Origin of the sequence: Streptomyces sp. NPDC006450 (assembly GCF_040612195.1) — a bacterium.
In the GTDB taxonomy this organism is placed as follows: Bacteria; Actinomycetota; Actinomycetes; order Streptomycetales; family Streptomycetaceae; genus Streptomyces.
Window position 1 is genome coordinate 1 of sequence record NZ_JBEXPT010000101.1, and the last position, 24,211, is coordinate 24,211.

The 24,211-nt window shown below is 71.9% G+C and carries 23 protein-coding genes and 1 pseudogene; 13 read left to right on the forward strand and 11 right to left on the reverse strand.

The window, feature by feature from the left end:
• Positions 1 to 49 precede the first annotated feature (49 nt).
• Complete coding sequence (locus ABZY57_RS24890; protein WP_356515426.1) at positions 50 to 406, forward strand: cytidine deaminase; 357 nt, start codon at positions 50 to 52, stop codon at positions 404 to 406.
• A 103-nt stretch (positions 407 to 509) separates the two neighbouring features.
• Here the strand turns inward: ABZY57_RS24890 and ABZY57_RS24895 are convergent, their stop codons facing one another.
• Entirely contained in the window at positions 510 to 1,781 is a 1,272-nt protein-coding gene (locus ABZY57_RS24895) for an MFS transporter (protein ID WP_356515466.1), read from the reverse strand.
• 203 nt (positions 1,782 to 1,984) lie between these two features.
• Here ABZY57_RS24895 and ABZY57_RS24900 point away from each other — a divergent pair, with 203 nt between their 5' ends.
• The 4 genes and pseudogenes from ABZY57_RS24900 to era all read left to right on the forward strand — a co-directional run bounded on the left by ABZY57_RS24900 (position 1,985) and on the right by era (position 6,789).
• On the forward strand, positions 1,985 to 3,025 hold the full coding sequence (locus ABZY57_RS24900; RefSeq protein WP_356515428.1) for a helix-turn-helix domain-containing protein: 1,041 nt from the start codon (positions 1,985 to 1,987) through the stop codon (positions 3,023 to 3,025).
• A gap of 111 nt (positions 3,026 to 3,136) precedes the next feature.
• Positions 3,137 to 4,648, forward strand: coding sequence for a beta-xylosidase (locus ABZY57_RS24905; RefSeq protein ID WP_356515430.1), 1,512 nt, complete (start codon positions 3,137 to 3,139; stop codon positions 4,646 to 4,648).
• A gap of 284 nt (positions 4,649 to 4,932) precedes the next feature.
• Positions 4,933 to 5,319 (forward strand): annotated as a pseudogene (locus ABZY57_RS24910) (DUF916 domain-containing protein); the annotation flags it as partial.
• 528 nt (positions 5,320 to 5,847) lie between these two features.
• Positions 5,848 to 6,789: a GTPase Era gene (era, locus tag ABZY57_RS24915; protein WP_243335076.1), complete on the forward strand. Its 942-nt coding sequence runs from the start codon at positions 5,848 to 5,850 to the stop codon at positions 6,787 to 6,789.
• A gap of 34 nt (positions 6,790 to 6,823) precedes the next feature.
• On the opposite strand, the gene ABZY57_RS24920 is transcribed toward era, so the two are convergent.
• The 5 genes from ABZY57_RS24920 to ABZY57_RS24940 all read right to left on the reverse strand — a co-directional run bounded on the left by ABZY57_RS24920 (position 6,824) and on the right by ABZY57_RS24940 (position 10,128).
• Entirely contained in the window at positions 6,824 to 7,525 is a 702-nt protein-coding gene (locus ABZY57_RS24920) for a class I SAM-dependent methyltransferase (RefSeq protein ID WP_356515432.1), read from the reverse strand.
• A 107-nt stretch (positions 7,526 to 7,632) separates the two neighbouring features.
• Positions 7,633 to 7,848, reverse strand: a complete 216-nt coding sequence (locus ABZY57_RS24925) for a hypothetical protein (protein WP_356515434.1) — start codon at positions 7,846 to 7,848, stop codon at positions 7,633 to 7,635.
• An 80-nt stretch (positions 7,849 to 7,928) separates the two neighbouring features.
• A complete protein-coding gene (locus tag ABZY57_RS24930; RefSeq protein ID WP_356515436.1) occupies positions 7,929 to 8,765 on the reverse strand; it encodes a GNAT family N-acetyltransferase in 837 nt (278 codons plus the stop codon).
• Positions 8,766 to 8,792: 27 nt separating this feature from the next.
• Positions 8,793 to 9,062, reverse strand: coding sequence for a protealysin inhibitor emfourin (locus ABZY57_RS24935; RefSeq protein ID WP_356515438.1), 270 nt, complete (start codon positions 9,060 to 9,062; stop codon positions 8,793 to 8,795).
• A gap of 10 nt (positions 9,063 to 9,072) precedes the next feature.
• Positions 9,073 to 10,128, reverse strand: coding sequence for a M4 family metallopeptidase (locus ABZY57_RS24940; RefSeq protein WP_356515440.1), 1,056 nt, complete (start codon positions 10,126 to 10,128; stop codon positions 9,073 to 9,075).
• Between the two features lie 441 nt (positions 10,129 to 10,569).
• Between ABZY57_RS24940 and leuA the strand changes: the two genes are divergently transcribed.
• On the forward strand, positions 10,570 to 12,333 hold the full coding sequence (gene leuA / locus ABZY57_RS24945) for a 2-isopropylmalate synthase (RefSeq protein WP_356515442.1): 1,764 nt from the start codon (positions 10,570 to 10,572) through the stop codon (positions 12,331 to 12,333).
• Between the two features lie 407 nt (positions 12,334 to 12,740).
• Positions 12,741 to 13,436: a TerB family tellurite resistance protein gene (locus tag ABZY57_RS24950; RefSeq protein WP_356515444.1), complete on the forward strand. Its 696-nt coding sequence runs from the start codon at positions 12,741 to 12,743 to the stop codon at positions 13,434 to 13,436.
• A 47-nt stretch (positions 13,437 to 13,483) separates the two neighbouring features.
• Here ABZY57_RS24950 and ABZY57_RS24955 read toward each other — a convergent pair whose 3' ends face one another.
• Positions 13,484 to 14,407 carry an alpha/beta hydrolase gene (locus tag ABZY57_RS24955; protein ID WP_356515446.1) on the reverse strand — a complete coding sequence of 308 codons (924 nt, stop codon included), beginning with the start codon at positions 14,405 to 14,407 and terminating at the stop codon, positions 13,484 to 13,486.
• 58 nt (positions 14,408 to 14,465) lie between these two features.
• On the opposite strand from ABZY57_RS24955, the gene ABZY57_RS24960 reads away from it, so the two are divergent.
• The 5 genes from ABZY57_RS24960 to ABZY57_RS24980 all read left to right on the forward strand — a co-directional run bounded on the left by ABZY57_RS24960 (position 14,466) and on the right by ABZY57_RS24980 (position 19,419).
• On the forward strand, positions 14,466 to 15,098 hold the full coding sequence (locus ABZY57_RS24960; RefSeq protein WP_356515448.1) for a TetR/AcrR family transcriptional regulator: 633 nt from the start codon (positions 14,466 to 14,468) through the stop codon (positions 15,096 to 15,098).
• Positions 15,099 to 15,597: 499 nt separating this feature from the next.
• Positions 15,598 to 17,169: a nucleobase:cation symporter-2 family protein gene (locus tag ABZY57_RS24965; protein ID WP_356515450.1), complete on the forward strand. Its 1,572-nt coding sequence runs from the start codon at positions 15,598 to 15,600 to the stop codon at positions 17,167 to 17,169.
• 109 nt (positions 17,170 to 17,278) lie between these two features.
• Positions 17,279 to 18,025, forward strand: a complete 747-nt coding sequence (recO, locus tag ABZY57_RS24970; RefSeq protein WP_243334691.1) for a DNA repair protein RecO — start codon at positions 17,279 to 17,281, stop codon at positions 18,023 to 18,025.
• Positions 18,026 to 18,036: 11 nt separating this feature from the next.
• Complete coding sequence (locus ABZY57_RS24975) at positions 18,037 to 18,861, forward strand: isoprenyl transferase (RefSeq protein ID WP_356515452.1); 825 nt, start codon at positions 18,037 to 18,039, stop codon at positions 18,859 to 18,861.
• Positions 18,862 to 18,882: 21 nt separating this feature from the next.
• Entirely contained in the window at positions 18,883 to 19,419 is a 537-nt protein-coding gene (locus ABZY57_RS24980; RefSeq protein WP_356515454.1) for a YcxB family protein, read from the forward strand.
• Here ABZY57_RS24980 and ABZY57_RS24985 read toward each other — a convergent pair.
• The 4 genes from ABZY57_RS24985 to ABZY57_RS25000 are packed head-to-tail and all read right to left on the reverse strand — an operon-like array spanning position 19,416 to position 22,583.
• Entirely contained in the window at positions 19,416 to 19,847 is a 432-nt protein-coding gene (locus ABZY57_RS24985; protein ID WP_356515456.1) for a transcriptional repressor, read from the reverse strand. The two genes, ABZY57_RS24980 and ABZY57_RS24985, sit on opposite strands and share 4 nt — an antisense overlap.
• 59 nt (positions 19,848 to 19,906) lie before the next feature.
• On the reverse strand, positions 19,907 to 20,773 hold the full coding sequence (locus ABZY57_RS24990; RefSeq protein WP_356515458.1) for a metal ABC transporter permease: 867 nt from the start codon (positions 20,771 to 20,773) through the stop codon (positions 19,907 to 19,909).
• The gene (locus ABZY57_RS24995; protein ID WP_356515460.1) at positions 20,773 to 21,564 is read right to left on the reverse strand and encodes a metal ABC transporter ATP-binding protein; all 792 of its coding nucleotides are present in this window, start codon (positions 21,562 to 21,564) and stop codon (positions 20,773 to 20,775) included. The genes ABZY57_RS24990 and ABZY57_RS24995 overlap by 1 nt, the downstream gene beginning before the upstream one ends.
• A 35-nt stretch (positions 21,565 to 21,599) precedes the next feature.
• Positions 21,600 to 22,583, reverse strand: coding sequence for a metal ABC transporter substrate-binding protein (locus ABZY57_RS25000; RefSeq protein ID WP_356515462.1), 984 nt, complete (start codon positions 22,581 to 22,583; stop codon positions 21,600 to 21,602).
• Positions 22,584 to 22,739: 156 nt separating this feature from the next.
• Between ABZY57_RS25000 and ABZY57_RS25005 the strand changes: the two genes are divergently transcribed.
• Positions 22,740 to 24,122 carry a glycine--tRNA ligase gene (locus ABZY57_RS25005; protein ID WP_356515464.1) on the forward strand — a complete coding sequence of 461 codons (1,383 nt, stop codon included), beginning with the start codon at positions 22,740 to 22,742 and terminating at the stop codon, positions 24,120 to 24,122.
• Positions 24,123 to 24,211: the final 89 nt, after the last annotated feature.

Sequence of the window (24,211 nt, forward strand, 5' to 3'; positions counted from 1 at the left end):
GGCGGGGCCGCACGACGACCCCGCCGACGCGCTCCATATGCTTCGGGCTATGACCGACAGCACCGGGATCGACCCCGAAGACACCAAGATCATCACGTTGGCGCGCAGCGCCCGGGCCCGCAACGGCGTGCCCGAGGGGGCGGCGGTCCGGGACGAGACCGGCCGTACGTACGTCGCCGGAACCGTGGCGCTGGACTCCCTGAAGCTGAGTGCGCTCCAGACGGCCGTCGCGATGGCGGTGGCCAGCGGGGCACAGTCCCTGGAGGCGGCGGCCGTCGTCAGCGCGGCTCAGGCCCCCTCCGAGGCCGACCGCGCGGCGGTCCGCGACCTCGGCGGCCCGGACACCCCGGTCCTCCTGGCGGGCCCGGACGGCACCTTGAAGTCGACCACTGCGGCCGGCGCCTGATCCCTGCGGGGCGGGCCCGGCGGCGGTGCTGCGCGGCGCTGCGGTCCGGCCCTGAGGCGGGGCCGCGACGGCCCGGCCGCGGCCGGGCGCAGGCCCCGGCCGGTCAGGCCGCGACGGCCCCGGCTCCGGCAGTGGAGCGGCGGCGGATGACCATCGCCATCAGGGCGGCCATCGCGCACAGGGCTCCCGAGGCGTACCAGACGGGGTCGTACGAGCCGAAGGCGTCGCGGGCCAGGCCGCCGAGGAAGGCCACTGCCGCCGCGCCGATCTGGTGCGAGGCCAGGACCCAGCCGAACACGATGGCGCCGTCCTCTCCGTAGTGCTCGCGGCACAGCGCGATCGTCGGAGGGACCGTCGCGACCCAGTCCAGGCCGTAGAAGACGATGAAGAACACCATCGGCGGGTGCACGGTCGGGGCCAGCAGCATCGGGAGGAAGAGCAGCGAGACCCCGCGCAGGGCGTAGTACACGGCGAGGAGGCGGCGCGATTCGAAGCGGTCCGTCAGCCAGCCGGAGAACACCGTGCCGATCACGTCGAACACGCCGATCACGGCGAGGAGTCCGGCCGCCGCCGTCACCGGCATGCCGTGGTCGTGGGCCGACGGGATGAAATGGGTCTTCACCAGCCCGTTGGTCGACGCCCCGCAGATCGCGAAGGTGCCCGCCAGCAGCCAGAAGGGGCCGGTCCGGGCCGCCTTGGCCAGGACGCGCAGGGCCCGGCGGGCGGCGCCGGGGACGGGCGCGGGCTTGGCCGTGTACACGCCGCCGTACGGGGTGGTCCCGATGTCCGCCGGGTGGTCGCGCAGCAGCAGCCAGACGAAGGGCACGACGGTCAGGGCCGCCAGCGAGACGGTGACCGACGCCGGGCGCCAGCCGTGGTTCTCGACCAGCCAGGCCAGCAGCGGCAGGAAGACCAGCTGGCCGGAGGCCCCGGCGGCGGTCAGGATGCCGGTGACCAGGCCGCGCCGGGCGGTGAACCAGCGGTTGGTCACCGTCGCGGCGAAGGCCAGGGCCATCGAGCCGCTGCCCAGGCCGACCAGGACGCCCCAGTAGAGGATCAGCTGCCAGGAGGTGGTCATCCACACGGTGGCCACGGAGCCGGCGGCTATGACGGTCAGCGCCACGGCGACGACCCTGCGGATGCCGAAGCGGTCCATCAGCGCGGCGGCGAACGGCGCGGTGAGCCCGTACAGCGCGAGGTTCACGGAGACGGCGAGGCCGATCGTGCCGCGCGACCAGTCGAACTCCTCGTGCAGCGGCTCGATGAGCAGACCGGGCAGCGAGGCGAAGGCGGCGGCGCCGATGATCGTCACGAAGGCGACGGCCGCGACGAACCAGGCGCGGTGGACGCGGTGGACCCGGTGCGGCCCTCGCAGCGGTGCGCCGGCGGTGGAGTCGGGGCCGGCGGCGGCCGGGCCGGGAGCGGGCGTCGGTGCGGGGGAGGAGCCGAGGGAGGAGCCGAGGGAGGAGCCGAGGGAGGGGCCGGGGCCCGGGTCTGTCTGCGTCACGTCGACAGTTTCCGGCCGCCGGGGACGCGCACGACAGTGGCCTGACCGACACCCTTCGATATGATCGGGCCATGGAGACCCGTGCTCACCGTGTCCACCGTGTGGTCGTACTCGCCCTCGCCGGGCTGCTGCCCTTCGAGCTGGGCATCCCGCACCGGATCTTCGGGCGGGCGAAGGATTCCGCAGGCCGGCCGCTGTACGAGATCCTCACCTGCGGACTCGCCCCCGGCCCGGTGCCCACGGACGCCGACTTCGACATCCACGTCGAGCACGGCCCCGAACTGCTGGCCACGGCCGACACGGTGGTGGTCCCCGCCTCCTACGAGCTGGGCCCGGTCCACGACGAGGGCCGGCTCACCCCCGAACTGGCCGTCGCCCTCGGGCACATCAGGCCCGGCACCCGGCTCGTCTCCATCTGTACCGGCGGCTACGTCCTGGCCGCCGCCGGGTACCTGGACGGCCGCCGGGCCACCACCCACTGGTCCTCCGCCGAGCACTTCCAGCAGACCTTCCCGGCCGTACTGGTCGACCCGGGCGTGCTCTACACCGACGACGGGGACGTGCTCACCTCCGCCGGAGTCGCCGCCGGGATCGACCTGTGCCTGCACATCGTGCGCCGGGACCACGGCGCGGCCGTCGCCAACGACGTGGCCCGGCGCACCGTCGTACCGCCGCACCGTGAGGGCGGGCAGGCCCAGTTCATCGAGCGCCCGGTGCCGCAGCCGCAGCGGTCGGCCACCACCGCGGCCCGCGCCTGGGTGCTGGACCGGCTGCACGAGCCGCTGCGGTTGACCGACCTGGCCCGGCAGGAGGCGATGTCGGTACGGACCTTCACGCGCAGGTTCCGCGAGGAGTCGGGGCTCAGCCCGGGCGAATGGATCGTCGGGCAGCGGGTGGAGCGGGCCCGGGCGCTGCTGGAGCAGACCGACCTGCCGATGGAACACGTGGCCCGGGAGGCGGGCTTCGGGACCGCGCAGTCCCTGCGCAAACACGTGCAGGCGGCACTCGGCGTGAGCCCGACGGCCTACCGGCGGACCTTCCGGGACGCCGAACAGGGCAGCACGCTGCCATCTCCTGATGGGACATCAGTTGTTGCCGGGTCCGTGCATTGACTTATCCCCCCGCCCGCTCGTGAATGGCCCCCTGGCGGGGTACGGGATCCCAGGGGGCGGTCAGTGCGGACTTCGGCGCGAGCGACGGCGCGGACAACGGCGCGGACAACGGTGCGGCACAGAGGGTGGTCGGCGGCCGTCGGCATGGCGGTCCTGGCCGCCGCGACCGGGGGAGCGCTGAGCGCGCCCGCCGCCGCCGAGGGGGAGACCCCCGCGGGGCAGGTCGAGTTCCCGACGCACTGCCTGCCGCCGCAGGAAGCCGGACTCCCGCCGGCCGACGGGCCCACCACCGCCCGGATCACCGTCGACGACCCCACGCCGCGCGTCGGTGACACCGTCACCGTCACCTACCAGGTGACCCGGACCCCCGCCGTGAACCCGCTCTCCGTCGGCCTGCCCGCCGACGTCCTCACCCCGACCGGGCGGATCGTGCTCGGGGGCGTGCAGACGGGCGAGGTCACGGTCGTCGGGGCCAAGCGCAACGATCCCGTCGAGGCGGGCGGAGTGCTGCCCGCCGTCACCATGACCGGCACCTTCACCGTCACCGCCCCCGGGGAGATCACCCTGACCCCGGGCGGCTACACCCTGCACACCGGCCACCTGCTCGAACTGGACACCGTCTGCGCCGCCGCCTCCGGGAGCGTGCCGCCGGACCCGGACCCGGACCCGACACCGTCCGCGCAGCCTTCCGGGTCCGCGTCGGCATCCGCGGCGCCGTCCCCGCCCCCGTCGCCGCCGTCCCCGCCCCCGTCGCCGGCGTCCCCGCCCCCGTCTCCGTCTTCGTCCTCGCCGGCGTCGGAACCGCCGAGCCCTTCCCCTTCCCTGGCCGGGCCGCCGGTCGCTCAGCGGATCAACGCGAGCCCGCTGCCGGCGGCCAACGTGCGCGCCGTCGCGCTCGGTACGGCGGCGGGAGCCCCGGGGGCCGAGGTCAAGGTCACCGGAGCCGGTTTCGCCCCCGGCGCGGAGGTCACCGTGGCCGGCCGGGCGGGTACCGCGGAGACCGCCGACCGGGTCACGGCGAAGGCCGACGAGCTCGGCGTGGTCCTCGCGGAGCTGCCGGTCACGGACCGGGCGACCACCGCGGTCGTGGCGTACGAGGGCGCGGCCTGGACTCCGGAGCGGGGCTCCGGCCCGTCCGCGTACACGGTGATCGTCGCCGCCCCGCTGCCGCCGGGCAGCCAGACGGTGACGGCGGTCGTGGAGCCGGGCGAGCTCGGCATGACGCAGGAGGGCGACGCCGTGACCCTGGCCGCGGTCCCGTACGGGGACGGGGGAGCGGCGGCCGGACGCATCGGCACCGTCACCGTCAAGGACACCCGCGGCGGGCCGGCCGGATGGTCCCTGATCGGCAAGGTCACCGATTTCACCGGCTCCGGCGGGGTCCGCATCCCGGGCGCCTCCCTGAGCTGGACCCCGACGTGCGCGGCCGCGCCCGGCAGCCCCAGCGCGTGCACGCCGGGCAGCGCGGGCACGGTCGGGCCGGACGGCGCGGTCCTGGCCTCCACCGGTGACGCCCCGCTCGTCGGCGGCACCTTCGCCGTCGACGCGACCGTCACCCTCCAGGTGCCCCCGTACACCCCGCCGGGCGCCTACACGGCGGTGCTGACGCTGACGTTGTCGTGACCCGGTCCGGTCGGCCCCCCGTCCCGCTGCGCGGGGCGAAGCCCCCTACCCGCCCTTCGCCCGTTCCCCGGGGTTCGGCCCCGGACCCGTTGCCGGGTGCGGCGCGCTGGTGTCGGCCATGTCCAGCCTCGCCGGCGGGTGAGGCGCTGGGCCTGGGGCGGAGCCCCAGGGGGGTCCGGGCGCAGCCCGGGGAGCGGGGGAGGGGCGGGGCGGGGAGAGGAACCCCCTGGAACCGCCCCGCGCGCGCACGGCAACGCCTGGCCCGGGCGACGGCCGCCGCCGCCGTGCTGGTCGGCCTCGGGATCCTTCTGCTCGGCGGAGCCGGACCCGCCGCCGCCGCGGACAACGGGCAGTGGGCCGTCCTGCCTGCCGCCAACGCGCTCGGCCAGCGCCCGTACTTCTACCTCGCCGCCGGCCCCGGCCAGGCCGTCACCGACTCCGTCACCATCGCCAACCGCACCGACCGGCCCCGCACCTTCCGCCTCTACGCCGCCGACGCCTACAACACCGCCCGCGACGGCGGCTTCGCGCTGCGCGGGCCCGAGGAGCCGCGCACCGCCACGGGTGCCTGGACGGCGCTGGCACGGGAGCGGATCACCGTCCCGGCGAAGACGGCGGTCGACGTCGGCTTCACCCTCACCGTTCCCGACCGGGCCGAACCGGGGGACCACCCCGGAGCCGTCGTCGCCCTGGAGGACCGGCCGGCCGACGCGGCGGTGCGGGGCACCGCCGGAGAGGGGATAGGGATTCGGCAGGCCGTCGCGGCCCGCCTCTACCTCCGGGTCACCGGTCCCACCGCCCCCGCCCTGGCCGTCGAAGACCTCCGCACCGACCGCGGCGGCGCCGGCGGCGCGGAGATCTCGTACACCCTCCACAACCTCGGCAACGTCACCCTGCGCCCCCGCGCCACCCTGACCGTCTCCGGAACTCTCGGCCGGGGCCTCCTCTCCCGCCCCCTCGCCGACCTGCCCGGCGAGTTGCTGCCCGGGCAGCGGGTCCGGCTCACCGCACGCTGGGCGGACCCGCCGGTCCTGGAATGGGCCCAGGTCGCGGTGGTGGCGCGGGCCGACGGGACGGCCGCCCGGGCCGCCACCGGACATGCCGCGCACCCCGCCCTGAACGGGCTGCTGGCGGCCGGTCTCGTGCTCGTGGCGGCAGTCTGGTCGGCGCTGGGAGCCGCATCGGGGAGAATGGCCCGTATGAGCGATCGTTCCCCCGAGACCACCAGCCCGCACCGTGCGGGCTTCGCATGCTTCGTCGGCCGTCCCAACGCGGGGAAGTCGACCCTGACCAACGCGCTCGTGGGTACCAAGGTCGCGATCACCTCCAACCGGCCGCAGACCACCCGCCACACGGTCCGCGGCATCGTGCACCGCCCCGACGCCCAGCTCGTCCTGGTCGACACGCCCGGCCTCCACAAGCCGCGCACGCTGCTCGGCGAGCGACTGAACGACGTCGTGCGCGCGACCTGGTCCGAGGTCGACGTGATCGGCTTCTGCCTGCCCGCGGACCAGAAGCTCGGCCCCGGTGACAAGTTCATCGTCAAGGAGCTCGCGGGGATCAAGAAGACCCCCAAGATCGCCATCATCACCAAGACCGACCTGGTCGAGTCCAAGGTGGTGGGCGAGCAGCTCATCGCCGTGCACCAGCTCGCCGAGGAGCTGGGCTTCGAGTGGGCCGAGATCGTGCCCGTCTCGGCGGTCGGCGACACCCAGGTCCAGCTGCTGGCGGACCTGATCGCGCCGATGCTGCCCAAGAGCCCGCCGCTGTACCCGGAGGGCGACCTCACCGACGAGCCCGAGATGGTCATGGTCGCGGAGCTGATCCGCGAGGCCGCGCTGGAAGGCGTACGGGACGAGCTCCCGCACTCCATCGCCGTGGTCGTCGAGGAGATGATCCCCCGGGAGAACCGCCCGGCGGACCGTCCGCTGCTGGACATCCACGCCAACCTCTACATCGAGCGGCCGAGCCAGAAGGGCATCATCATCGGCCCGAAGGGCGCCCGCCTGAAGGAGGTCGGGATGAAGTCGCGCAAGCACATCGAGGCGCTGCTGGGCACCCCGGTCTTCCTGGACCTGCACGTGAAGGTCGCCAAGGACTGGCAGCGCGACCCCAAGCAGCTGCGCAAGCTCGGCTTCTAGGCGGCCGGTTTCCCGGCGGGCTCCTCAGGGGCTCCTAGGGGAGCCGCCGCACCTTCACCGCGTTGTCCGTACGGGTCCCGGGCCGGCCGTCAGGCTGGTTCTGGACCCGTACGTGTTCCTCCGCCAGCAGGACCTCCCAGGCGCCGGGCTCCAGTTCCAGCTGGGCGAGGACCTCGTCCGGCGTCGGGAAGGCCACCTCCGGACGGTCCTCCTGCCAGGACGGCCAGCCGGCGTGGCCGACGACGAGCAGGATCCCGCCGGGGGCCACGGCCGCGGCGGCCCGGCGCAGGACCCGCTCGCGCGGGAACTCCCCGAAGGTGTGCAGGAAGCACGCGGAGACCAGGTCGTACTCGCCGGCCGGGAAGGACTCCGCGAGATCGTGCCGCTCCCACGCGGTGCGGTCCGCGACCCCGGCGTCGGCGGCGTGGGCCGCCGCCCGCTCCAGGGCGACCCCGGAGATGTCCGTCCCGGTCACGTACCAGCCCCGCCGCGCGAGCCAGACGGCGTCGCCGCCCTCTCCGCAGCCGAGGTCCAGGGCCCGGCCGGGAGCGAGGGGGGCGGCCTCCCGGGCCAGCACGGCATTGGCCTCGCCGCTCCAGATCCTCTCGCTCTCGCGGTAGCGGGAGTCCCAGAACTCCTCGCCCACGAACTCGGTCCCGGTCCCGGTCCCGGTCTGGGTCCCGGTCTGGGTCTCGGTTTCGGGAGAGTGGGTGGCGTGGTCGTGCGCGTGCGCCATGGCGGCCTCTTTCGGTCGGAACGGGTACGGGTTGCCCGCGCCTTCGATGCTCCGCCCCGACCGCGGCCCCGGCCAAGCGACCTTGCCGTTCCCGCAAGACAACGGGTTCAGAGTTGCGCGGGACGCCCCCAGTCCGGCGGCAACAGTGTGGCGAAGCCGCAGCCGTTGTCGCGCAGCACCACGGAGCCGGCTGTCCCGCGGTCCTCGAACTCGTCCCCCTCGGAGTACGAGCGGTACGCGGGCGGGAAGCGGATGCCGAGCTCCCGCTCCGCCTGCGCGACCTCGGCCCCGGTCAGCGGCGGGTGACCCGGCGGCGGTGGCACGGCGGGCCGTCCCGGGCCCGGGGACCCGTACGCGGCCGGGTCACGCGGCTGCGGGCGTCGGCGGCCCAGCAGCCGGCCGATCACAGCGGCCGGTCCGCGATCAGGGCCGTGCCCACGGAGCGGAAGCCGAGGCGGGCGTAGAGGCGGGCCACGTCCTCGTCGCCCGCCGACAGGAAGACCGTGCGGGCCCCGCGGGCCAGGGCGTCGGCGACCAGGGCCGCCGTCACCGCGAGGGCCAGGCCCTGGCGGCGGGCGGAGGGGAGGGTGCCGACACCGACGACCTCGGCGACGTCGCCGACCGGGATGTACTGGCCGGAGCAGAGCACCACTCCGTCCCGTACGGCCGCGGCCAGGGCGCTTCGGCCCGTGGTGATCGACTCGGCGACCCGGACCCGGCGGCCCTCCGAGGCCGGGTCCCGCTCCGCCACCGCGAGTTCCGCCGGGCCCGCTTCGCCCACCGCCGTGCCGGGCGCGGCGAAGGCGAGCATCGGCACCGTCACCGCCGGGCGCAGCAGCGGGTCGGCCGCGCCGAGTACGCGTACGTCGGGACGGGCCGGGGGCCGTACCGCCGTGGGGTCGAGCACCATCAGCGGATGCGCGTGGACGGTCAGCCCGGCGGCCTCCGCTGCGGCCCGCAGGGAGGGGGTGGTTTCGGCCACCCACTCGAAGGCCTCGGGGATCCGCAGCTCCCGCTGCCGGGCCAGTACCCGCTCGACGTCGGCCACGGAGACCGCGCCGTCGCCACCTGCACCGACGTCACCGCCGCCGAGCGCGGGCCGGGCGTAGTAGGGCCAGCCCGCGCCCTCCTGGACGAACAGGGTCAGCGGGCCGAAGTCCTCGGCCCGCGCACCGCCGGCCCGGGGCGCCGCGTCGTAGTACCGCTCCAGCTCGGACAGGGTGTCGGAAGTCGTGGTCATCCGGCCATCCAAGCAAGTGATCCCTGGTCAGGCACCCTCTTTAAGGACGCGGGAGATCAGCGAGCGCTGCGCGTCCGAGAGGTTCGGGTCCTGGCAGAGCACGGTCCGGCCGTCCACGGTGATCCGGTACGAGAATCCGTCCCGGACCCGCTCCGCCGGATGTCCCGGCGGGCCGGGGCGCAGGGCCAGCTGAGCCAGCGCCTGCCACTCGTCCTCGTCGGGCAGGCCCGAGGTGTCCACCTCGCCCCGCCGCTCGATCCCCGCGAAGCCGCCCGTCCGCACCACCTGAATCCGCATGACCGCCCTTCTACCCCACCCCGACCGTCGACCACGCCTTCTGCAGTGCCTGGTGTTCCGCGCCACCGTCGCCGTACCGGGTGACGGCCGCGGCGGTCGTCAGGGCGGCGAACCGGGCGAAGTCGGCCTTCGGGCCCAGCTCCCCGCCGGTCAGGGTGTCGTACCAGATCCGTCCGGCCCGCTCCCAGGCCTTGCCGCCGAGCTCGGTCGCGACGAGGTAGAAGGCGTGGTTGGGGATGCCGGAGTTGATGTGCACGCCGCCGTTGTCGCGGGAGGTGCGGACGTAGCCGTCCATGGTCGCGGGCTGCGGGTCCTTGCCGAGCTCGTCGTCCTCGTACGCCGTCCCGGGCGCCTTCATCGACCGCAGGGCGGAGCCGCTGTCCACCGAGGGACCGAGCAGTCCGGCGCCGATCAGCCAGTCGGCGTCCTCGGCGGTCTGGTCCAGGGAGTACTGCTTGATGAGGGAGCCGAAGACATCGGACATGGACTCGTTGAGGGCGCCGGACTGGCCGTAGTACTCCAGGTCGGCGGTGTGCTGGGTGACCCCGTGGGTCAGCTCGTGGCCGATGACGTCCACGGACACGGTGAAGTCGAGGAAGAGGTCGCCGTCGCCGTCGCCGAACACCATCTGGCTGCCGTCCCAGAAGGCGTTGTTGTACAGCCGGTCGTAGTGGACGCTGGCGTTCAGCGGCAGTCCGGCGTCGTCGATGGAGTGGCGGCCGAAGCCCTTGAGGAAGAGCTCGAAGGTGGCCCCGAGCCCGGCGTAGGCACGGTTGACGCTGGCGTCCTGGCCGGCCTCCTCGCCCTCGCCGCGGACCTTCTTCCCGGGCAGCCGGGTGCGGTGCTCCGCGTCGTAGACGGTGCGCTCGGGGGTCTGCGAGGGCGTTTCCACGGCAGGCGGGAGCACCGCCATCAACCGCCGGACCCGGTGGGAGGCGTCCAGCTCGAGGGTCCGCCGCGCGGCGGCGGCGCGTGCGGGGTCCTCCGACCGGGCGATCTTGTCCAGGAGGTGCGGCGGCACCACGGTGCAGAAGACGGGGTGGCGGGGGGCGAGGAAGGCATCCATGCCCGGCAATGTGGCAGCGGGTGACCCTCATGTCACTAGGTGCGACCATGATTCATTCGGTCGTGTCATACGCCGCCCCGGGGTGGCGATCTCGCGGCGCGGCGCACGTGCGCCATCACCATCGGTGACGATGTGATCGTACGTGTGAACCCGATGGCCATCGGTGGATCGACCTGAGCTTGTTGTACGGAAAGAGGCTTAACTCACAAAGGGTGCAAAACGGACCCACGGGTCTTGCATACTGGAACAGCCCCCGCAATACGGGGCGGCTCGGTTAGGCTCGGCCCATCATGCGTTTCGGGCTGCTCCTCCTTAGCTGCCGCGGCGAGGGCCTGTAGTCGTAGGCCGACCCCCTCCCCGCGGAGTTTGGTGTTGCGGTTTTGCGACCGTCCGTCGGCCGTCCCAGCGAACTACACGCGGACACGCGAGGAGCCCTACGCCATGAGCCAGCACACTTTCGTCGGTCGCCCCACGCCCATCACGAACGCGACCCACACCCAGAAGCCCTCCGGGATGCCCATCCACAAGTACGGCTCGTACGAGCAGGTGGACATCCCCGACCGCACCTGGCCCGAGGCCCGCGTCACCCAGGCGCCCCGCTGGCTGTCCACGGACCTGCGCGACGGCAACCAGTCGCTGATCGACCCGATGACCCCCGCCCGCAAGCGCGAGATGTTCGACCTGCTGGTGCGCATGGGCTACAAGGAGATCGAGGTCGGCTTCCCGTCCTCCGGTGAGACCGACTTCAACTTCGTGCGCTCCATCATCGAAGAGGGCGCGATCCCGGACGACGTGACCATCTCCGTACTGACCCAGGCCCGCGAGGACCTGATCGAGCGGACCGTGGAGTCGCTGGTCGGCGCCAAGCGCGCCACCGTGCACCTGTACAACGCGACCGCGCCCACCTTCCGCCGGGTCGTCTTCCGCGGCTCCAAGGAGCAGATCAAGCAGATCGCCGTCGACGGCACCCGCCTGGTCATGGAGTACGCCGACAAGCTGCTGGGCGCCGACACCGTCTTCGGTTACCAGTACAGCCCGGAGATCTTCACCGACACCGAGCTGGACTTCGCCCTGGAGGTCTGCGAGGCCGTCTGTGACGTCTGGCAGCCGGCCGAGGGCCGCGAGATCATCCTGAACCTGCCCGCCACCGTGGAGCGCTCCACGCCGTCCACGCACGCGGACCGCTTCGAGTGGATGGCCCGCAACCTGACCCGCCGCGAGCACATCTGCATCTCCGTGCACCCGCACAACGACCGCGGCACCGCCGTGGCGGCCGCCGAGCTGGCCCTGATGGCCGGCGCGGACCGCATCGAGGGCTGCCTGTTCGGGCAGGGCGAGCGCACCGGCAACGTCGACCTGATCACGCTGGGCATGAACCTGTTCTCCCAGGGCATCGACCCGCAGATCGACTTCTCGCAGATCGACGAGATCCGCCGCACCAGCGAGTACTGCAACCAGATGGAAGTCCACCCGCGCCACCCCTACGCGGGCGACCTCGTCTACACGGCCTTCTCCGGCTCCCACCAGGACGCCATCAAGAAGGGCTTCGACGCCATGGAGGCCGACGCGGCCGCCCAGGGCAAGACCGTCGACGACATCGAGTGGGCGGTCCCGTACCTGCCGATCGACCCGAAGGACGTCGGCCGCTCCTACGAGGCGGTCATCCGGGTCAACTCGCAGTCCGGCAAGGGCGGTATCGCGTACGTCCTGAAGAACGACCACAAGCTGGACCTGCCGCGCCGCATGCAGATCGAGTTCTCGCGGATCATCCAGGCCAAGACCGACTCCGAGGGCGGCGAGGTCACCCCGAAGGCGATCTGGGACGTCTTCCAGGACGAGTACCTGCCCAACCCCGAGAACCCGTGGGGACGCATCCAGCTGCGCTCCGGCTCGACGGCCACCGACAAGGACGGCACCGACACGCTGACCGTCGAGGCGGTCGTGGACGGCGCCGAGGCCGTGCTGAACGGCACCGGCAACGGTCCGATCTCGGCCTTCTTCGACGCGCTGGCCGCCATCGGCATCGACGCCCGCCTGCTGGACTACACCGAGCACACGATGAGCGAGGGCGCCTCCGCCGTCGCCGCCTCGTACATCGAGTGCGCGATCGACGGCCGCGTCCTGTGGGGCATCGGCATCGACGCGAACACCACCCGCGCCTCCCTGAAGGCGGTCATCTCCGCCGTCAACCGCGCGGGCCGCTGACCCGTCGGGACGAGAACCCCGCCCCTCCCTTCCGGAGGGGCGGGGTTCCGCCATGTCAGCGGGGCATCAGCGCCGCCACCCGCTCCGTACGGATGGTCCCGGGGGCCACGGCGTTGACCCGGATCCCCCGCGCGGCCCGCTCCGATGCCGCTCGCGGCTCCGGTCACCGGACGGGACTTCTCGTTCATGCCGCCGAGGGCAGGCAGGCCGGGCAGGGCGCGGGGACCGGCCGCGGGGACGGGCGGCCAGGTGGGAGGGGGTGCGGGGCGGTGCGCGGGCAGGGGCGCAGATCGGCCAAGTACGGCAGCCGGGCGATGTTGTCTTGTCACACGACTGACGCATCCTCACCGATGTGGCTAACATCACGCCAACCCGGCGATGTTGCCGGAAGGTTACGGAGGTGCGACGTGCTGCCAGTTCGGGGTGGGGACGGCCGGAGGCTGACGGTCTGGGGGATCCGCACCACCTGGAGCACCGTGGGGGACGGGGAGTTCTTCTGCCCCGACTGCGGTGGCGACCGCAACTACCGCCGGCGTACCGGACGCCGCCGGTTCACCGTCCTCGGGGTGCCGCTGCTGCCCCGCGGGCAGGTGGGTCCCGTCGTCGAGTGCACGGGCTGCCGTGAGCGGTTCGGCACCGAGGTCCTGGACCACCTCACCACGACCCGCTTCTCCACGCTGCTGCGCGACGCCGTGCACACCGTGACCCTGGCCGTGCTGGCCGCCGGCGGGACCTCCTCGCGCAGCGCGCTGGAGGCCGCCGCGGGCGCCGTGCGGTCCGCCGGGTTCCAGGACTGCACCGAGGAGCAGCTGGAGTCCCTCGTCGAGGGGCTGGCCGCCGAGGAGGGACGGCTCGGGCTCTACGACGGCCCCGACTGCTTCGGCGCCGCGCTCTCCATCGAGCTGCACGAGGCCCTGGAGCCGCTGGCCCCGCACCTGGCCGGCCCGGGCCGCGAATCGATCCTCCTGCAGGGCGCGCGCGTCGCGCTGGCGGACGGCCCGTACATCCCCGCGGAGCGCGAGGTGCTCGCGACCGTGGGCGCGGCGCTGCGCATCGACGCGGACGAGGTCGCGCGGCTGCTGTCGGCGGTCCGGGCTCCGTAGGGGCCGGGACCGGTCCCCTACAGGCCCTGCGAGGCCCCTGCGGGGGCTCAGACGCTGCCCCGCACCACCGGGGCGGGGTGCGCCGCGATGAAACGGCGCAGGGCCTCGCACAGCCCCCGCGGGTTGTCGAACGGGATCAGCGTGCGGGCGTCCGGGACCTCCTCGTACGCGCCGTACGGAAGCAGTTCGGCGAGCCGGCGACCGGTCCGCGGCGGCATCATCCGGTCCTCCGCGCCCCAGAGGACCAGGGCGGGGCGGTCGAAGGAGCGCAGCCGCTCGGCGGCCCGGACGTAGGTGTCCTTGCGGGTGGCGTGCAGGAACGCGCCGAGGTCGCGGCGGATGGCCGGGTCGGTGAGCAGCGGGCCGTACCAGCGCAGGACCAGGTCGTGCGGGATGGGCCGCTTGGCCATGCCGCCGAGTGAGGTCCGCATCCCGGCGAGGAAGGGCGAGCGGAACGACCGCAGGAGCAGGTGGAGCGCTCCGGGAATCCTGCTCGCGGTGTGCAGGGCCTTGCCCTGGAGGCCCGGCGGGTAGTTGTCGAGGGCCTCGCAGGAAGCGAGGACGAGGCGTGCGATCCGCTTGTCGTTCACGCCCACGAGGAGTTGGGCGATGCCGGCGTCGTTCTGGACGAGGGTGACCTCGCGCAGGTCGAGGCGGTCGAGGAACTCGGCGAGGAGACCCGCGACCCCGTCGGCGGAGAGGTCGGCGCCGGGGTCCATGGGGAGGCGGTGGCCGCCGATGGGCAGCACCGGGACGAGGACGCGGAAGTCGGCCCGCAGGTCGTCGACCACGGGCTGCCAGACGGAGGCGTCGAAGCCGAGGCCGGGGACGAGGACGAGCGTCTCGCGGGCGGGCCCGTCCGCAGCCCCGGGACCGGTGCCGGGAACGGTGTCAGGGTGGGTGCCGGAGTCGGTGCCGAAGTCGGTGTCGGTGTACTCGATGGTGCCGGAACTGAGCGCGATGGCGAGCATGCGGTTCCCCCTGGTCGAATCCATTAGATAGACCGATCTAGTGAGAGACTAGACCCCGATGAGGACGACAGGCGATACGCGAGCACGCATCCTGGGCGCGGCGACCGAGCTCTTCCGCCGCCAGGGGTACGCGGCCACCGGCATGAAGCAGATCGTGGCGACGGCGGGGGCGCCCTACGGCTCCGCCTACCACTTCTTCCCGGGAGGCAAGGCGCAGCTGGGGGAGGAGGTCCTGCGGACCTCCGGTGCGACCTACCTGGCGCTGATCGGTGACCTCTTCGGGCCGGGCGCGGGCCGTCACGACGACCCCGTGCTGGCGACGCGGGACGCCTTCACGGGTGCGGCCGCGACGCTGGAGGAGCTGGACTTCGCGGACCCCTGCCCCGTCGCCACGGTCGCGCTGGAGGTGGCGAGCACCCACGAGGGGCTGCGCCTGGTCACCTCGGAGATCTTCACCTCCTGGACCGACGCGCTGGCCGCGTACTACGCCGACCACGGCATCCGGGCCGCGCACGAGACGGCGGGATCGGTCATCGCGCTGCTGGAGGGCGCCTTCATGCTGGGCCGCGCCCACCGCCGGACGGATCCGGTGCTGGCCGCGGCGACGGCGGCGCAGGCGATCGTTTCGGCCGCGCTGGCGGTTTCGGACGCGGCGGCGTCTCACGGGGTGGGCGAAAACGGCACATTCTGAGATAACAATCGGGCCTCGCAGCCCGGTTCTCCAGATTCTTCCGCGTGCCGTGAACCGCGGAGGCGCGCCGTCCGTAGGGGGCTTCCCCACCCTGTGGACGGCCGGAGCGGGGCCTTCTTGTTTGCGTGGTCGAACGGCTCTCGACGTGTTAACCCGCACGTCACTGCACATGTCCTTCGCGTTCGCGCAGAGGGAAGCGCCGATCCCGTGAAGCGTTGGCCATAGTCGACACCGGGGGTCTCCACCACTGGAGAAACCTACAGAGCCCGCACGGCTCCGGGTCAACATTTTGTAGAAGCCGACGATATCTGTGAGCGGCCCCACAGGCGTTCAATTCCGGTCACACGAGGAGACGCCGCCGGTAACACCGCGGAGCTTCGATTCACGTGGACGCAACGACACCCTGCCGGATCAACGGGCTAACGACCCACTTCGGCAGGGGCAACCAGCTTCCTATCGCTTCCTCTCGTTACCTACCTCATTGAAGGGCAAGGCAGAGATGGCACGTGTCGCCGCACCGCTTTCCGCCACCGGAAAGCAGAGCACGCACCCGGTCGACGAGGTGCTCCCCCTCCCCAAGCTCGCGCTGTACGGATTCCAGCACGTACTCGCGTTCTACGCCGGTGCGGTGATCGTTCCGATCATCGTCGGTGGCGCCCTCGGGCTCTCCACCGAGCAGCTGGTCTACCTGATCAATGCCGACCTCTTCACCTGCGGTATCGCCTCGATCATCCAGGCGTGGGGCATCGGCAGGATCGGTGCGCGGCTGCCGCTGATCCAGGGCGTCACCTTCACCGCGGTGTCCCCGATGATCGCCATCGGTCTCGGCGCGGGCGGCGGGACGGCGGGCCTGCTCGTCATCTACGGCGCGGTCATCACGGCCGGTATCGCCACCTTCGCCTTCGCCTGGCTGCCCCCCAAGGCCTTCCGCATGATCATGCGGCTCTTCCCGCCGGTCGTCACCGGCACGGTGATCACCGTCCTCGGCATCGTGCTGATCCCGGTCGGCCTGAACGACGCCGCGGGCGGCCTCGGCAGCCCCGACTTCGGTGACCCGAAGCACTTCGCCTACGCCGGCGGCACGATGCTCTTCATCCTCGTGCTGATGAAGCTCGGCAGGCCCTTCCTGAACAGCATCTCGATCCTGCTCGGGCTCGTCGGTGGCACCGCCGTCGCCTTCCTGCTCGGCGACGCCAAGTTCGGCGACGTGAGCAACTCGGACTGGATCGGCATCACCACGCCGTTCTACTACGGTGCCCCGAAGTTCGAGTGGTTCCCGATCGTCCTGATGCTCATCGTCATGCTGATCACCATGGTCGAGACCACCGGTGACACCTACGCCGTCGGTGACATCGTCGGCAAGGACATCGACAGCGAGACCGTGGCCCGCGCCCTGCGTGCCGACGGCGCCGCGACCGCGCTCGGCGGTGTCCTCAACTCCTTCCCGTACGTGGCCTTCGCCGAGAACGTCGGCCTGGTCCGCATGACCAAGGTCAAGAGCCGCTTCGTCGTGGTCGCCGCGGGCGTCTTCATGATCCTGCTCGGCATGATCCCCAAGGCCGCCGCGATCGTCGCCGCGGTTCCGCACGGAGTGCTCGGCGGCGCCGCGACCGTGATGTTCGCGATGGTGGCCCTGGCAGGCATCCAGACCCTGGCCAAGGTCGACCTCAAGGAGGAGAAGAACGCGCTCGTCGTGGGTGTCTCCCTGGCCTTCGCGCTGCTCCCCGCCACCGTCCCGGTGCTCTTCAAGGACCACATGGACGCGGACCTCTCCTCGCTCCTCAACAGCGGTGTGACGCTCGGTGCCACGGCCGCCATCGTCCTGAACCTGATCTTCAACGGTCTGGGCAAGGACGACGCCCACGGAGCCCCGCAGGCCGATGCCCCGAAGGCCGACGCCGTGCAGGCCGACGCCGTGCAGGTCGACGCTCCGAAGGCCGACGCCCCCCAGGCCGACGCTCCGAAGGCCGACGCTCCCAAGGCCGACGCCGCGGTGTCGGACGGCGAAGCCACGGCAGCCATTCCGGCCCAGTCGGGCGAGGGCGAGCCCGCCCCGGCGCCGACCGCCTGATCCTCCCAAGGGGTGTCCCCCGCCGGGCCTCGCGCCCGGCGGGGGTCGCTGCCGTTCGGGAAGTCCGTCCTGGCAGTGCCGCCATCGGGGTTACGGGACAATGGGGTCCATGAGTCTGTTCCGCGACGACGGCATCGTGCTGCGCACCCAGAAGCTGGGTGAGGCGGACCGCATCATCACGCTCCTGACCCGGGGCCACGGCCGGGTCCGGGCCGTCGCCCGCGGCGTCCGGCGCACCAAGTCCAAGTTCGGCGCCCGGCTGGAACCTTTCTCCCACGCCGACGTGCAGTTCTTCTCCCGCAGCGGCGAACTCGTCGGCCGCAGCCTCCCGCTCTGCACGCAGACCGAGATCATCGCCCCGTACGGCAACGGCATCGTCACCGACTACGCCCGCTACACCGCCGGCACCGCGATGCTGGAGACCGCCGAGCGGTTCACCGACCACGAGGGCGAGCCCGCCGTACAGCAGTACCTGCTGCTCGTCGGCGCCCTGCGCACCCTCTCGCGCGGCGAGCACGCGCCGAACCTCATCCTCGACGCCTTCCTGCTGCGCTCCCTCGCCGTCAACGGCTACGCGCCCAGCTTCGAGGACTGCGCGAAGTGCGGGATCCACGGCCCCAACCGGCACTTCTCCGTCGCCGCGGGCGGGGTCATATGCGGCGACTGCCGCGTCCCCGGCAGCGTCGTACCCTCGTCGGAGGCCATCGCCCTGCTCAGCGCCCTGCTGACGGGCGACTGGGGCCATGCCGACGCGTGCGAGGCGCGTCACGTGCGGGAGGGCAGCGGGCTGGTCTCGGCCTACTTGCACTGGCATCTGGAGCGCGGGCTACGCTCCCTTCGATACGTCGAGAAATAGGAGCTGGGCACATGGCACGACGCGGGATTCTGGGACGCTCTCGCCGCGAGTACAAGGTTCCCGAGCCGCACCCGTCCGGTGAGCGCCCGCCGAAGATCCCCGGCGAGCTCGTCCCGAACCACGTCGCGATCGTCATGGACGGGAACGGCCGCTGGGCCAAGGAGCGCGGCCTGCCGCGCACCGAGGGCCACAAGGTGGGCGAGGGCGTCGTGCTCGATGTGCTCAAGGGCTGCCTGGAGATGGGCGTCAAGAACCTCTCCCTGTACGCCTTCTCGACGGAGAACTGGAAGCGCTCGCCCGACGAGGTGCGCTTCCTCATGAACTTCAACCGTGACGTCATCCGGCGCCGCCGTGACGAGATGAACGAGCTGGGCATCCGCATCCGCTGGACCGGTCGCATGCCGAAGATGTGGAAGTCGGTCGTCCAGGAGCTCCAGGTCGCACAGGAGCAGACCGTCGACAACGACGCGATGACCCTCTACTTCTGCGTCAACTACGGCGGCCGCGCCGAGATCGCGGACGCGGCGCAGGCCATCGCGCGCGATGTGGCGGCGGGGAAGCTGGACCCGTCGAAGGTCAACGAGAAGACCTTCGCGAAGTACATGTACTACCCGGACATGCCGGACGTGGACCTCTTCCTGCGCCCGAGCGGCGAGCAGCGCACCTCCAACTACCTGCTCTGGCAGAGCGCGTACGCCGAGATGGTGTTCCAGGACGTCCTGTGGCCCGACTTCGACCGCCGCAACCTCTGGCAGGCCTGCTACGAGTACGCCCAGCGCGACCGCCGCTTCGGCGGGGCGGTCCCGAACCAGGGGGAGCCGGGCACCTCGGCCTGAGCGTCCTTTACGCTCCGTGCCATGAACACAGGTGGGGCGCCCGCGCAGCAGGTGGAGCAGGCCGTATTCGAGTACCGGCTGACGATCGAGGACTTTCGGGAGGCCGTACGGGTTCGCGCCCGGCGCACGGGGGCGGGCCGGGCAGAGGCGGCCCTGATACCGCTGGTGACGACGGGCCTCGTGGCGATGTTCGGCCTGCTCCGCGGAATCCTGCCGGTCGTCCTCGTGGTCAGTGCGGTGCTGGGCCTGGGTGTCGGGCTGATCGGTGGAGTACGGAGTCGGCGGAGCATGGCGCGCCGGCTCCACGGCGTGATGGCGCTGTACGGGCAGTGCCGCACGGTGGTCGACGGGCGGGGCACTGCGACCACGGGCGAGACCATGTCTTACACGTCCGACTGGCAGCTCTTCACGGAGTACGTGGAGACCCCGGATCTCTTCGTCCTGGTGGGGGGCCCGCGTGCGGGCTGCCTCGCGGCGCTGCCGAAGCGGGGAGCTCAGGAGCCCGCCGACATCGACCGTCTGCGGGCCCTCCTCGACGCGAACCTGCGTCGGATCTAGGCGGCGGCCGCCGCGCAGTCCGCGCAGGTTCCGAAGATCTCCACCGTGTGGGCGACGTTCACGAAGCCGTGCTCCGCCGCGATCGCCTCCGCCCACTTCTCCACCGCCGGGCCCTCCACCTCGACGGCCTTGCCGCACTTGCGGCAGACCAGGTGGTGATGGTGGTCCCCGGTGGAGCAGCGCCGGTAGACGGACTCGCCGTCGCTGGTCCGCAGCACGTCGACCTCGCCGGCGTCCGCGAGGGACTGCAGGGTGCGGTAGACGGTGGTCAGGCCCACGGAATCCCCGCGGTGCTTGAGCATGTCGTGGAGTTCCTGGGCACTGCGGAACTCGTCCACCTCGTCCAGCGCCGCCGCCACGGCGGCCCGCTGTCGGGTGGATCGTCCTCGTACTGGCGCGGTATTCATCTCGCCAGGCGCAGTCGCCACCGGTTCCTCCTCGTCTCGGCTGCGGCCCATTGTGCCAGGCGGCCGGCTGCCCGAGCCCTTCAGACCTTCACGTCGTCCCGCGTACAGACTTCTTCGGCGGCGCGGGCGGCCCGGGCCCGGCGCCGGGCCAGGGGCGTGGACACCGCCGTCATCACCATGAAGACGGCGATGGCGAGCAGCACGATCGTGCCGCCGGACGGTGCGTCGATGTAGTAGGTGGCCGCCGTGCCGGACAGCGAGACCAGCACGCCGATCACCATGGCCACCGTCAGCGTGGCGGTGAACCCGCGGGTGACGCGCTGGGCGGCCGCGACGGGGATCACCATCATGGCGCTGACCAGCAGCAGGCCGACGATGCGCATCGCGACGGTGACGGTGACGGCCGCGGTGACGGCCATCAGCAGGTTCAGGAAGCGCACCGGCAGGCCGGTGACCCGGGCGAACTCCTCGTCCTGGCAGACCGCGAACAGCTGCCGGCGCAGGCCCAGGGTGACGGCGACGACGAACAGGGCGAGGATCACGACCGCGGTGATGTCCTCGGCCGAGACCGTGGTGATCGAGCCGAAGAGGTAGCTGGTCAGGTTCGCCGTCGAGCCGCCCGGAGCCAGGTTGATGATCATGACGCCGCCGGCCAGGCCGCCGTAGAAGAGCATGGCCAGCGCGATGTCCCCGCTCGTCTTGCCGCGGGAGCGGATCAGCTCCATGCCGACCGCGCCGATGATCGCGACGAGGGTGGCCATCCACACCGGGCTCGTGTTGAGCAGGAAGCCGAGCGCGACCCCGGTCATGGCCACGTGCCCGATGCCGTCGCCCATGACGGCCTGGCGGCGCTGCACGAGGTACGTGCCGATCGCGGGGGCCGTGATGCCGACGAGGGCGGCGGCGATGAGGGCCCGCTGCATGAAGGCGTAGTCGAGGAGGTCCATCAGCTCAGCAGTCCCGTCCGGAGGGGCTCGGCGTCGTGCGCGGAGTGGGGGTGTACGTGGTCGTGGCCCGGCAGCGCGTGCTGGCCCAGGGCCTCCGGCGGCGGGCCGTCGTGCGTGACGCAGCCGTCGCGCAGGACGACGGCGCGGTCGATGAGCGGCTCCAGCGGGCCCAGCTCGTGCAGGACCAGCAGCACGGTGGTGCCGGCGGCGACCTGGCTGCGCAGGGCGTTCGCGAGGACCTCCTGGTTGGCCAGGTCCACGCCGGCCATCGGCTCGTCCATGATCAGCAGCTCGGGTTCCCCGGCGAGGGCGCGGGCGATGAGGACCCGCTGGTGCTGACCGCCGGAGAGGGCGTTGACGGAGGCGTCGGCGTGGGAGCCCATGTCGACCAGGTCCAGCGCGCGCTCCACGGCGGCCCTGTCGGCCTTGCGCAGGAACCCGAAGCGGGTGCGGGCGAGCCGGCCGGCGGAGACGACCTCGCGGACGGTGGCGGGGACCCCGCTGGCGGCGGTGGTGCGCTGGGGCACGTACCCGATGCGCGACCAGTCGCGGAAACGCTTGAACTCGGTGCCGAAGAGGGACAGGGCGCCGTCGCTCAGCGGAACCTGGCCGACCACGGCGCGGACGGCCGTGGACTTGCCGGAGCCGTTGGCGCCGAGCAGGGCGACGACCTCACCGCTGCGGACGGTGAGGTCGATGCCGCGCAGCACGGGGCGCGAGCCGAGCGAGGCCGTGGCCCCGCGCAGGGATATGACGGGCTGGTCCAGGGCCTGGCCGGGCTTGGACTCCATGGCTCGCGCCTCCGATGCCGCTACTGCTGTTGCCATTACTTGCTGCCGAGTGCCTTCTGGAGGTTCTTCAGGTTGGCCCGCATGACCCCGAAGTAGTCAGCGCCCTGGGACGTGTCCGTGATTCCCTCCAGGGGATCCAGGACGTCGGTCTTCAGGCCCGTGTCCGCCGCGAGGGTCTTGGCCGTCTTGTCGCTGGCCAGGGTCTCGAAGAACACCGTCGACACATTGTCCTGCTTCGAGAGGGTCTGCAGCTCCTTCATCCGGGCCGGGCTCGGCTCGGACTCGGGGTCGACGCCGGAGATCCCCTCCTGGTCGAGGCCGTAGCGCTCGGCGAGGTAGCCGAAGGCGGAGTGGGTGGTGATGAAGGTCTTGGAGGCCGTGTTCTTCAGGCCGTCCTTGAACTCGGTGTCGAGGGCGCCCAGTTCGGCGACGAGGCCGGCGGTGTTCTTCTTGTAGTCCGCGGCGTGGTCGGGGTCGGACTTCTCCAGGGCCGCGCCGACGCCCTTGGCGATCTCCGCGTACTTGACCGGGTCGAGCCAGACGTGCGGATCCTCACCGGCTTCGCCGTGGCTGTGGCCGTCGCCTTCCGCGTGGCCCTCTTCGCCGGCGGCGGCGTGCTCGTCGTGGCCGGAGGTGCCGTGCACTTCCAGCTGGGTGAGGGTGGCGGCGTCGACGATGTTCTTCACGCCGGACTGGGCGACGGCCTTGTCCACGGCGGGCTGCAGCGTCTTGAGGTAGAGGACGACATCGGCCTCGCCGAGCTGCGCGGTCTGCTTCGGGGTGATCTCCAGGTCGTGCGGCTCGACCCCGGGCTTGGTGAGGGTGTCGACCTTCACGTGGTCCTTGCCGATCCGCTCGGCGAGGAACTGCATCGGATAGAACGACGCCATCACGTGGAGCTTGCCGTCCTCGGCTCCGGCGGCTCCGGCCGTGCCCGAGCAGGCGGTGAGGGCCGTGGCGGCGAGAGCGACGGTTGCGGCGAGGGCTGCGGTCGGTATGAGGCGTCGTCGTACGTTCATGACATCCATTTTCATCAAAGATGGAAACGATTGTCAAAAACCCTGGTGGGAGGGGTGCGAGGGGCCCGTGGAGGCGGGTCCCGATTTGAAAGGGGGGGTGCGGGCGCCGGTAACCTTGAGGCTTCGCCGTTCGTCCTCGTAAATGAAGAGAGCACCGTGGCCGCCGACAAGATCGAAACCATCGTCAGCCTGAGCAAGCGCCGTGGCTTCGTTTTCCCGTGCAGTGACATCTACGGCGGCTCCCGGGCTGCCTGGGATTACGGTCCGCTCGGTGTCGAGCTCAAGGAGAACATCAAGCGCCAGTGGTGGAAGGCGATGGTCACCGGGCGTGAGGACATCGTGGGCCTCGACTCGTCCGTGATCCTGGCCCCCGAGGTCTGGGTGGCCTCCGGCCACGTCGGTACCTTCTCGGACCCGCTGACCGAGTGCACCTCCTGTCACAAGCGCCACCGCGCGGACCACCTGGAAGAGGCGTACGAGGCCAAGCACGGCCGCACGCCCGCCAACGGCCTCGCCGACATCAACTGCCCCAACTGCGGTGTGAAGGGCCAGTTCACCGAGCCCAAGCAGTTCTCCGGCATGCTGGAGACCCACCTCGGCCCGACCCAGGACACCGGCTCCAAGGCGTACCTGCGCCCCGAGACCGCCCAGGGCATCTTCACCAACTTCGCCCACGTGATGACCACCTCGCGCAAGAAGCCCCCCTTCGGCATCGCGCAGGTCGGCAAGTCCTTCCGCAACGAGATCACCCCCGGCAACTTCATCTTCCGCACCCGCGAGTTCGAGCAGATGGAGATGGAATTCTTCGTCAAGCCGGGCGAGGACGAGCAGTGGCAGGAGTACTGGATGCAGGAGCGGTGGAACTGGTACCGCGACCTCGGCATCCGCGAGGAGAACATCCGCTGGTACGACCACCCGAAGGAGAAGCTGTCCCACTACTCGAAGCGCACCGCCGACATCGAGTACCGCTTCAACTTCGGTGGCAATGAGTTCTCCGAGCTCGAAGGCGTGGCCAACCGCACCGACTTCGACCTCAAGGCCCACTCCGCCGCCTCCGGTCAGGACCTCGTGTTCTTCGACCAGGAGTCCAAGGAGCGCTACACCCCGTACGTCATCGAGCCGGCGGCCGGTGTCAACCGCGCCATGCTCGCCTTCATGCTCGACGCGTACAACGAGGACGAGGCGCCCAACGCCAAGGGCGTCATGGAGAAGCGCACCGTGATGCGCCTCGACCCGCGCCTGGCCCCGGTCAAGGTCGCCGTCCTGCCGCTGTCCCGCAACCCGCAGCTGTCGCCGAAGGCCAAGGGCCTCGCCGCCGACCTGCGCAAGTTCTGGAACATCGAGTTCGACGACGCGGGCGCCATCGGCCGCCGCTACCGCCGCCAGGACGAGATCGGCACGCCGTTCTGCGTCACCGTCGACTTCGACACCCTCGACGACAACGCGGTGACCGTGCGCGAGCGCGACACCATGAAGCAGGAGCGCGTCTCCCTGGACCAGATCCAGAGCTACCTCGGCAGCCGCCTGCTCGGCTGCTAGGTTCCGCCGCTCCAGCGGCTGTGGGGGGCGGGGGCCGGCGCGCCCCCCCCCCCCCCCCCATTGTGGGGGGTGGCGGGGTGTGAGGCGCC